Annotated in this window: 9 protein-coding genes and 1 pseudogene; 7 read left to right on the top strand and 3 right to left on the bottom strand. The window is 66.1% G+C overall.

The window, feature by feature from the left end; translation table 11 throughout:
* On the bottom strand, window positions 1-477 hold a 477-nt coding region (locus tag MSIMFI_RS00655; RefSeq protein ID WP_191495757.1), incomplete at its 3' end, for an FHA domain-containing protein.
* A 622-nt stretch (window positions 478-1,099) separates the two neighbouring features.
* On the opposite strand from MSIMFI_RS00655, the gene MSIMFI_RS00650 reads away from it, so the two are divergent.
* Window positions 1,100-2,338 (top strand): YcaO-like family protein, encoded by a 1,239-nt coding sequence (locus MSIMFI_RS00650; RefSeq protein ID WP_191495756.1) that lies wholly within the window; start codon window positions 1,100-1,102, stop codon window positions 2,336-2,338.
* Window positions 2,335-3,792: a TfuA-like protein gene (locus tag MSIMFI_RS00645; protein ID WP_191495755.1), complete on the top strand. Its 1,458-nt coding sequence runs from the start codon at window positions 2,335-2,337 to the stop codon at window positions 3,790-3,792. The genes MSIMFI_RS00650 and MSIMFI_RS00645 overlap by 4 nt, the downstream gene beginning before the upstream one ends.
* Here MSIMFI_RS00645 and MSIMFI_RS00640 read toward each other — a convergent pair.
* A complete protein-coding gene (locus tag MSIMFI_RS00640) occupies window positions 3,755-4,948 on the bottom strand; it encodes an NADH:flavin oxidoreductase (RefSeq protein WP_191495754.1) in 1,194 nt (397 codons plus the stop codon). The genes MSIMFI_RS00645 and MSIMFI_RS00640 overlap by 38 nt on opposite strands.
* A gap of 310 nt (window positions 4,949-5,258) precedes the next feature.
* On the opposite strand from MSIMFI_RS00640, the gene MSIMFI_RS00630 reads away from it, so the two are divergent.
* The gene (locus MSIMFI_RS00630; protein ID WP_191495753.1) at window positions 5,259-6,113 is read left to right on the top strand and encodes a bifunctional methylenetetrahydrofolate dehydrogenase/methenyltetrahydrofolate cyclohydrolase; all 855 of its coding nucleotides are present in this window, start codon (window positions 5,259-5,261) and stop codon (window positions 6,111-6,113) included.
* The gene (locus tag MSIMFI_RS00625) at window positions 6,110-6,403 is read left to right on the top strand and encodes a DUF3017 domain-containing protein (RefSeq protein ID WP_191495752.1); all 294 of its coding nucleotides are present in this window, start codon (window positions 6,110-6,112) and stop codon (window positions 6,401-6,403) included. Before MSIMFI_RS00630 ends, MSIMFI_RS00625 begins: the two co-directional genes overlap by 4 nt.
* Window positions 6,404-6,410: 7 nt before the next feature.
* On the opposite strand, the gene MSIMFI_RS00620 is transcribed toward MSIMFI_RS00625, so the two are convergent.
* Window positions 6,411-6,812 (bottom strand): DUF732 domain-containing protein, encoded by a 402-nt coding sequence (locus tag MSIMFI_RS00620; RefSeq protein ID WP_186241860.1) that lies wholly within the window; start codon window positions 6,810-6,812, stop codon window positions 6,411-6,413.
* A 118-nt stretch (window positions 6,813-6,930) separates the two neighbouring features.
* Here MSIMFI_RS00620 and MSIMFI_RS27625 point away from each other — a divergent pair.
* From MSIMFI_RS27625 to MSIMFI_RS00610, 3 genes and pseudogenes are all read left to right on the top strand, one after another.
* Window positions 6,931-7,524: pseudogene (locus tag MSIMFI_RS27625) on the top strand (FAD-binding oxidoreductase); the annotation flags it as partial.
* An 87-nt stretch (window positions 7,525-7,611) separates the two neighbouring features.
* Window positions 7,612-8,367 carry a BBE domain-containing protein gene (locus MSIMFI_RS29170; protein WP_318187399.1) on the top strand — a complete coding sequence of 252 codons (756 nt, stop codon included), beginning with the start codon at window positions 7,612-7,614 and terminating at the stop codon, window positions 8,365-8,367.
* Window positions 8,368-8,673: 306 nt separating this feature from the next.
* A partial coding sequence (locus MSIMFI_RS00610) for a PE family protein (protein ID WP_396820107.1) occupies window positions 8,674-9,085 on the top strand: 412 nt, incomplete at its 3' end.

Genomic DNA, 9,085 nt, shown 5'->3' with positions numbered 1-9,085 from the left:
CGGCGGGGCCGGCGGGGGGGGCGGCGGGGACGTCCGTGTCGGGGCTGGCGGGGCCCAGGTTGGGTGGTGTCCCGATGGCGGCGGTGCCGGCTGCGCCGGGTGCCAGCCCGCCTGGGTTGCGACGATGGGCATCGAGTTGGTTTGCGGTGGGCGCCCGGCCATCCCCACGTGCCGCCCGACCTCAAATCTCAGCAGCGGCCCGTCGGGATTTCCGATATTGATGTTCTGGCCGTCGTAGATCTCGACCACCGGGACGCGGCGACCGTTTGCATACGTCCCGTTCAGTGAGTTGTTGTCGATGGCGAGCCACCGGCCCTGATCGAAGCGCAGCAAAAGATGGGCACGCGAGATCAGTGGATGCGTGACGCGCATATCGGCGCGCAGATCGCGTCCAACCACCACGTCGTGGCCCGCCGCGAAGGTGCGTTCCGACCCGTCGTAGCGAACGGTCAGCGCTGGCGGAGCTGGAGGGGGCATCGAGTTAACTGTATCTAAGGCTGGGGTTACGCCGGGATGTTGAGTCCGCCGGCGCGACAATCGGTGATTCGCACCGGTCCCTGAGGTATATCGACCGTGTATGGACCGGGACCTCCCCCGTGACCTGCCTCGATAATTTCTGGTTATGGCACCTAAGCCAAGAAATGTTAGACGCCCGGCGCTGCCGCAGGCATCCTTTGGGATGCGCGGGATCTGTCAGCAGGGGATCTCGCCAGCGAGAACGAATCATCGTATGCGTTGGCAGTCTGCGTAACAGCCTTAACGCCAGACACTGTGGTCGATTGACTGCGGTGCGATATGCGGTAACCGCTCATCGGTACGGAAGGAGGTGATCCCATGGCCCATGAACTTCTGTTCGTCGAAGACGAGGCAACGTACCGGCTCCACTTCGTCTGCTTCTATTTCAACGGAGACTGCATCGACTAAAGCTGCGATGCAGTGCGCCACGATGGCGCTGGTGGGGGCTCGTTGTCGAGCAACGACCCCCCGCTCCCCCCGCCAATGTTGTTCCCGCATAGCGGTTTTCGCGCGGCAAGTAACGATGGAGTCCACGTCGCGTCAGCCCGACCCCAATCGCCCGCACCTCGAGGACCTTGCGCCCATGTCTGAATCGTGTGCAGTAGCCACCGTAGGCCCGGATTGGTCGCAATGGCCGATGCGGGTACTGGGCCACGCCGATCCCACCACCGTCGCCCACCGGGCGGGGACCTACCGCATCATCTCTCCCGAGCAGACCTGGCAGGCCGTGCAGCCGATGCTGGAGCCCGCGGGTATCACCCGCGTCGCCGACCTCACCTGGCTCGATGATCTCGGGATTCCCACCGTGCAGGCGGTGCGGCCCGCTTCGCTGACGCTTTCGGTCAGTCAAGGCAAGGCCGCTACCCACCGTGCCGCCCAAGTTTCCGCGGTCATGGAATCGCTGGAGATCTGGCACGCCGAAAACGTCACGCCCGACCTGGTTTCCATGAGCACAACCGAGATCGCAGCCGCACTGACCTACGATCCCGCGCAGCTGCTCCGGCCGGCGCGCAGCTTCTACCATCCGGGCGCCAGGCTCGACTGGATGACCGCGACGACGCTGTTGACCGGCCGCCAAACCTGGGTGCCGTGGGAGGCGGTTCTGGTCAACGCTGCGGTCGAAAACCGCTGGGACCCACCGATGTTCTCGATGGACACCACGGGTTTGGCCTCCGGCAACAGCTACTGGGAGGCCACTCTGCATGGGTTGTACGAAGTCATGGAACGCCACGCCCTGGCCGCGGGCGAACCCGGAAACACGCTATTCGAGGTACCTCTCGACGACGTCGCCGACTCCCAGTGCGCCGAGCTGGTCGATGTGATTCACCGGGCCGGAAGCGAACTGAAGATCGCGCGCACCGATATATGGGACGGTTTTTATTGCTTTACCGCCGAACTCTGTTCGTCCATGCTCGGGATGCCGTTCAGCGGCTTCGGCTTGCACCACGATCCCAACGTGGCGTTATCCCGGGCGATCACCGAAGCCGCGCAATCGAGGCTGACGGTGATCAGCGGAGCCCGCGAGGATCTGTCGCCGGTGTTGTACCACCGTTTCGCCCGTGTACACGCTTACGGCCGGCTGCGGCCAGCCATGCGGCACGTTCCTGCGGCCGAGCCCACACCATGGCACGTGTCCGACACCGGCTCGCTGAGTGACCTGTTGGCCACGGCGGCAACGGCGGTGGCCGCCGTGTCAGGAACCGAGCCGCTGGCAGTCGTGTGCGATCTCGCCGGCAGCTGCGTCCCGGTGGTGAAGGTACTTGCGCCGGGCCTGACGGCAGCACACTCTCCGATGCGCACCCCCTTACAGGAGTCGGCATGACGGCGGGCGGCCGGATCGTGGTGACCGCCGGGCCCACCATCAGTGTCGACGATATCCACACCGTGGTGCCCAATTCCGAAGTGGTGCCCCCGATTTCGTTCACCGACGCCCTGCGCTACGGGCTGGAGCCGGGCGATACGCTGCTGATCGTCGACGGGCTTTTCTTCCAACACGCGCCGGTGCGACACAAAGAGCTATTGACGTTGCTGGACAGCGGCATTCGCGTCGTCGGCTCGTCCAGCATGGGCGCGCTGCGCGCCGCCGAGCTCCATCCCTTCGGAATGGAAGGCTACGGTTGGGTATTCGAAAGCTACCGCGACGGGCATTTGGATGCCGACGATGAAGTCGGCATGGTCCACGGAGAGCCCGAAGACGGCTATCCCGTAATCGTCGACGCGCTGGTCAACATTCGCCATACGCTGGGTCGTGCCGTCGAGATCGGTTTGCTATCGGCTCAATTAGCGGCTGACCTCATCGAAACGGCCCGCCGCATGCCGTTCACAGCGCGCACCTGGCATCGCCTGCTCGTCGCTGTCGGTGTACCTGAGATCAGCTGTCTAGCAAAGCAACTACAGGAGCTGCGCGTCGACATCAAACACGCCGATGCAATTGTCGCATTGCACAACATCGTCGAAGGCCACCGTGGCGGCGCGGCGAGCCGCCCTCGTCCGCCGCGAACTATCTGGTCGGAACGCTGGCAACAACGCTGGGCGCCAACCATTCCGGTTGCTGTCACCAACCAAGGCCATACCCAGACCACCGTCGAGGTCCGCGACACCGATGTCCTCGCCTTGCTGAGTGTGTGCGCCACCGACCGCTGGGCCTACCTGCCCGCCCTGGAACAGGGCGCCGCTTGGCACGGGCGACTGACCCACCCCGACGATGACGGCGACGTTCGCCAACAGGCGTCTCTCGCCATTGGGCAGATCGCTGCCGAGAGCCGCCAACGCGCGTTGGAGATCGTCGCCCACCGCTACGCCGTGGCGGTTGGACTTGCCGACGAGTCCGGATTCCCCGAACCCGTCAGGGCGCAGTGGTTGACGGCAGACGAGAACGAAACCCTTTGCGATGACCCGATTGCCGTCTCGGCGCGGCTGATTACGCGCACGTTGTTTGTCACCCGGGCACTGCCGGCGATCGAGCACTTTCTCGACCTGCTGCGTGCGGACCCGCGGCTGCCGCAGTGGCGGACCGCTGTGGCCCAAGCGCTGGCCAGGCGCGACGAATTAGCCTGCCAAAAGCCGCATTTGAACCTGCACCGACCCGACGCCAAGCAACTGAAGAGTCTTTTCGCGAAGCGATGGCGCACCGAGGTGGACTGCATCGAGCTCGCCCGACGCGGCCTGATGAGCGACGAGGCCTTCTATACCGCCGCCAGCCCGTTCGCTGTCGCGGCGGCCGACGACCGCCTGCCGTCTATTGAAGTGGGCGTCCTCGGTCCGGCGCGCCGGTGATCACGCAGCGGGTCCGGCTGTAGATGGTGGGCATGCATCGGTTGCAGTGCGTGCAGGCCGACCGCACCCGCTCGCCGTCGGCGGCTATTCGATTGATCAGGTCGGGTTCGGCCAGCAGCGCCCGGGCCATCGCGACGAACTGGAATCCCTCCGACATGGCCAAGTCCATCGTTTCCCTGTTGGTGATGCCGCCAAGCAGAATCAGCGGCATCTTCAGCTCGGCGCGAAATAGCTTCGCCTCACGCATCAGATAGGCCTCGCGGTAGGGGTATTCGCGGAGAAACTTCTTGCCCGTCAGGCGCATGCCCCAGCGCAGCGGCGGTTTGAAAACGCCGGCGAACTCCTTGACCGGCGCGTCGCCGCGGAACAAATACATCGGGTTGACCAGCGAGCTGCCCGCGGTGAGCTCGATCGCGTCCAGCCCGCCGTCTTCCTCCAGCCATTTGGCGGTGGTCAGCGCCTCGTCGGTGGTGATGCCGCCGCGGATGCCGTCGGCCATGTTCAGCTTGGCCGTCACCGCGATCTGGCCTTCGACAGCTCGGCGCACGGCCGTCACCAATCCGCGAGCGACCTTGGCCCGGTTTTCCAGCGATCCGCCGAACTCGTCGTCGCGGCGGTTGATCAACGGGGACAGAAACGCACTCGCCAAATAATTGTGGCCCAGATGGATTTCGACGGCGTCGAAGCCGGCCTCGACCGCCAGGCGGGCGGCGTTGGCGTGGGCGGCCAGCACGTCGTCGATGTCATCACGGGTCGCTTTCTTGGCGAACCGCATCGCGATCGGATTGAAGAACCGCACCGGCGCCAGGGCGGTGGCCTTATTGGAGCGGGCATCGGCCACCGGGCCGGCGTGGCCGATCTGTGCGCTCACCGCCGCGCCCTCGGCGTGGACGGCCTCGGTGAGCCGCCGCAGCCCGGGTACCGCTTCCGGGCGCATCCAGATCTGCTCGCCGCCGGTGCGCCCGCCGGGGGAGACCGCACAATAGGCGACAGTGGTCATGCCGACCCCACCGGCGGCGGGCTGGCGGTGATAGTCGATCAGGTCGTCGGTCACCAGCGCGTTGGGCGTGCGCGCTTCGAAGGTCGCGGCCTTGATGATCCGGTTGCGCAGCTTCAACGGACCGAGCGTGGCCGGGCTGAGCACGTCCGGGGCCATATTAGGAGCGTAATGGCGATCGCAAGCGCGGCGAAGCCGGGCGCGGCGGGTCGACATGATTGGCACCTGGCGATCGCAAGCGCGGCGAAGCCGGGCGCGGCGGGTCGACATCATTGGCACCTGGCGATCGCAAGCGCGGCGAAGCCGGGCGCGGCGGGTCGACATCATTGGCACCTGGCGATCGCAAGCGCGGCGAAGCCGGGCGCAGCGGGTCGACATCATTGGCACCTGGCGATCGCAAGCGCGGCGAAGCCGGGCGCGGCGGGTCGCGATCATTGAGCTACGCGGCACCCATGCCAGACTGTCTTGCGTGGGCGCTATCACGCTAGACGGCAAGGTCACCCGCGACGAGATCTTCGTGGACCTCAAGCAGCGGGTCGCGGCATTAACCAAATCGGGCCGTACGCCCGGCCTGGGTACCATCCTGGTCGGTGACGACCCCGGGTCGCACGCCTACGTGCGGGGCAAGCACTCCGACTGCGCCAAGGTGGGCATCACGTCGATCCGCCGCGACCTACCCGCCGACATCTCCCAGGCCACCCTCGACGAGACCATCGACGAACTGAACGCCAACCCCGACTGCACCGGATACATCGTGCAGTTGCCCCTGCCGAAGCATCTGGACGAAAACGCCGCATTGCAGCGCGTCGATCCGGCCAAAGACGCCGACGGCCTGCACCCGACCAACCTGGGCCGGCTAGTGCTCAGTACCCCCGCGCCGCTGCCGTGTACGGCGCGAGGCATCGTGCACCTGTTGCGCCGCTACGACGTTGAGATCGCGGGGGCGCACGTGGTCGTCATCGGTCGCGGTGTGACGGTGGGCCGGCCGTTGGGGTTGTTACTCACCCGGCGCTCCGAGAACGCCACGGTGACGTTATGCCACACCGCAACGCGCGATCTGCCGTCGCTGACCAGGCAGGCCGACATCATTGTGGCCGCCGTCGGGGTGCCGCATCTGCTGACGGCCGACATGGTGCGTCCCGGCGCCGCCGTCGTCGACGTCGGCGTCAGCCGCACCGATAACGGACTGGTCGGCGACGTGCATCCCGACGTATGGGACGTCGCCGGGCATGTGTCGCCAAACCCCGGTGGTGTAGGGCCGCTGACCCGGGCGTTCTTGTTGACCAACGTTGTCGAGCTGGCCGAGCAGCCCGAACAACGATGACGGTTCGGAGCATTCTCGGGCGTGCCGTCCGCGCCCAATGGCCGATCCTGCTGGTTGGGCTGATCTTTGTGGTGGCGTTCGTGCTGGCGGGGGCGAATTTTTGGCGGCGCGGGGCGCTGCTGATCGGTATCGGCGTCGGGGTTGCCGCGGCACTGCGGCTGGCATTGCCCGACGAGCGGGCCGGCCTGCTGGTGGTACGCAGCAGGGGGACCGACTTCCTGACAACGGCGGCGGTCGGGGCGGCGATGGTCTACATCGCATGGACGATCGACCCGTTGGGGACGGGCTAGAAATGGGCTAGAAGCCGGGCAGGTCCGGCATGCCCGGTATTTGTTGCAAAGCCGACAGGTTGCCGCTCGCGACGTCCGCCATCACCGATGGGCAGTACATCGAGATCGCAATGCTGGTGAAGGTTTCCGCCATCTCCTGGGACATGCCTTGGCTACCTGCGATGACGCTCGCTGCCGCGGTGTTGAAGGACCCGCCCGGCTGGGCGAGCATCGGGCAGACCGACTGGCCCAATGCCTCCGCGTTTATCGGGTCGCCGTAGTTGACGCCGGCGTTGTTCAGCGCGGTGATGAATGCGTCATCGACGGGGTTTGCCTCTGCGGGTGCCGCGAATGCCGCCGCGGCGGCGAGGATGCCCGCGGATGCCGCCAGCAGTCGAAGTGTCAGGGGCTGATGGCGCCATAGGTTCATCTCAGGAACCCTGCTACACGCCAGTCACATTTGGAACACGATGACGTAAAGGTTTGCGTTCTCTCGCATTTCGTAACGGGCCGCGCTCGGAACGCGGCGATTAACAATGCGGCCCATGATCTCTCGCCAGACGTTTCTGCGCGGCGCTGTCGGAGCGTTGGCGACCTCGGCGGTTTTCCCGACGGCACGGGCGCGCGCAGAGCCGGGGTGGGCCAGCCTGGCGTCGTCCATAGGCGGGCAGGTGCTGCTGCCGGCCGACGGCGGCTCGTTCACCAGCGGAAAACAGATCTTCAACTCGAACTACAACGGCTCGAGCCCCGCGGCGGTGGTAAAGGTCACCTCGCAAGCAGACGTCCAGAAGGCGGTCGCGTTCGCGGCGGCGAACAAGCTCAAGATCGCCCCGCGCGGCGGCGGGCATTCCTACATCGGTGCGTCCACCGCGCCCGGGGCAATGGTGCTCGACCTGCGGGGGCTGCCGGGCGGGGTGAATTTCGACAGCGCCACCGGAAACGTGGCGGTGCCGGCCGCGACCGATCTCTATGCGGTCCATCAGGCATTGGCCGGCGCGGGCCGGGCGATTCCTACCGGCAGCTGCCCGACCGTGGGTGTGGCGGGACTGGCCCTGGGCGGCGGAATAGGCGCCGATTCCCGCCACGCGGGTTTGACCTGCGATGCGCTCAAGTCGGCGACGGTGGTGCTGCCCAGCGGTGATGCGGTGACCGCGTCCGCGGACGATCACACCGACCTGTTCTGGGCGCTTCGCGGTGGCGGGGGCGGCAACTTCGGGGTGACGACGTCGATGACCTTTGCGACCTTCCCCACCGCCGACTCCGATGTGGTCCGTGTCGACTTCCCGCCGTCGTCGGCCGCACAGGTGCTCGTCGGCTGGCAGGCGTGGCTGGGTTCGGCCGACCGCGACACCTGGGGCCTCGTCGACCTCGCCGTCAGCTCAGCGCAGGGCCCGTCCGGGGGCAATTGTCATGTGTTGGCGACCTGCCCGGCCGGGCACGGTCCGGCGGTCGCGGATGCGATCAAGTCCGCAGTTAGAGTGCAGCCCAGCGGAATTGAGCACAAGACGCTTAGCCACATGAACCTGGTGATGTACCTGGCCGGCGGCCACACGACCTATCCGCCGGAGGGCTTCGTGGCCGGATCCGATGTGATCGGCACGATGAATTCGGCCGCGGCCCAAGCGATCGTCGCCGCGATCGGAAAGTGGCCACCCGCCGCGGGCCGCGCATCGGCTCTCATCGATTCGCTCGGCGGCGCGGTAGGCGACGTGGACCCGGCAGACTCGGCGTTTCCGTGGCGCCGGCAGTCCGCCGTTGTGCAGTGGTACGTCAACACCCCCAGCAGCGGCCAGGCGGCGACGGCCAACAAATGGCTGAGCGATGCGCATCAAGCGGTGCAACCGTTTTCGGTCGGAGGCTACGTCAACTACCTGGAGACCAACACCGCGGCGTCACGCTACTTCGGTACAAACCTGTCGCGGCTGACCACCGTGCGGCAGAAGTACGACCCCGGCCAGCTGATGTTCTCCGGGCTCACGTTCTGACCGGCAACCAATGGGCGTAATGCCCTGGTCATTGTTCAACGTGTGTGCAGTCTGCACTCAGATTCGGAAACTTTTGAGATCTTTGCCCGTCCGTGCGCTGGCCACGCGCAGAATCATCGGGACGAGATTTGGAAACCGGGTTGCTCGGAGGTGTCTGTGACGCCGCGGCAACGCAACAACCGGGTGAATCGATCCCGTGAACATCGCGTTGACCCGCGAACAGGATAGGGCAATGGATTTGTCGGCGTTGCCACCGGTGATCAACCCTCGTGCCCGAGTGGTGTACGTACCGCTGGTGTTGGAGGAATAGTCATGTTGCTGGTGGTGGCGCCGGAGATGGTGGCGGCGGCGGCAGCTGACTTGGCCGGGATTCGGTCGGCGATCAGCGCCGCGAATGCGGCGGCAGCGGGCCCGACCACGCAGGTGTTGGCGGCTGCCGGTGATGAGGTGTCGGCGGCGATCGCGGCCTTGTTTGGTACGCACGCGCAGGAGTATCGGGCGGTGAGTGCTCAGGCGGCCGCGTTTCATGAGCGGTTTGTGCAGTCGCTGAGCGCGGCGGGTGGCGCGTATGCGAGTGCCGAGGCTGCGAATGTGTCGCCGTTGCAGGCGTTCGAGCAGGCTGTGATGGACGCGATCAATGCGCCGACACAGCTGCTATTGGGCCGTCCGTTGATCGGTGATGGCGTTAATGGGGCATCGGGGACGGGGCAGGCCCTGG

The sequence above is a fragment of the Mycobacterium simulans genome, from assembly GCF_900232995.1.
GTDB lineage: Bacteria > Actinomycetota > Actinomycetes > Mycobacteriales > Mycobacteriaceae > Mycobacterium > Mycobacterium simulans.
Note: the sequence above shows the minus strand (reverse complement) of the source record. Positions and strands in the feature narration are given on the sequence as shown.